Origin of the sequence: Streptomyces sp. NK08204, from assembly GCF_020400585.1 — a bacterium.
Classification (GTDB): Bacteria; Actinomycetota; Actinomycetes; order Streptomycetales; family Streptomycetaceae; genus Streptomyces.
In genome coordinates, this window is the sequence record NZ_JAINVF010000098.1 from 1 (window position 1) to 397 (window position 397).

1 protein-coding gene is annotated in these 397 nt (G+C 64.5%); it reads left to right on the top strand.

All coding sequences use genetic code 11. The features are described 5' to 3' along the window. Positions 1-335 (top strand): alpha-glucosidase C-terminal domain-containing protein (locus tag K7G59_RS34475; protein WP_225840686.1); only part of this gene is annotated, 335 nt, incomplete at its 5' end. Positions 336-397: the final 62 nt, after the last annotated feature.

Below are 397 nucleotides of genomic sequence, written 5' to 3' on the forward strand. Positions count from 1 at the left end.
GCAATCCCGCCCTGCACCAGTTGCGCGATCTCCACTTCCACCACGCGGACAAGGAAGCGGTGCTCGTCTATTCGAAGCGCAGCGGTTCGAACACGGTTCTGGTGGTCGCCAACCTCGACCCGCATCACACCCAGGAGGCCACGGTCTCGTTGGACATGCCGCAACTCGGCCTGGAATGGCATGAGTCGGTACCGGTGCGCGATCTGCTCACCGGCGAGACCCATCACTGGGGCAGGGCCAACTATGTGCGCCTTCAGCCGGGCCACAGGCCCGCGCACGTCTTCGTCGTCCTGCGACCGTCCACCCCGAAGATCGGAGGTTCACCCGCCATATGACTGTCAACGAACCGGTTCCGGACACCTTCGAGGACACTCCCGCCAAGGACCGGGACCCGGAT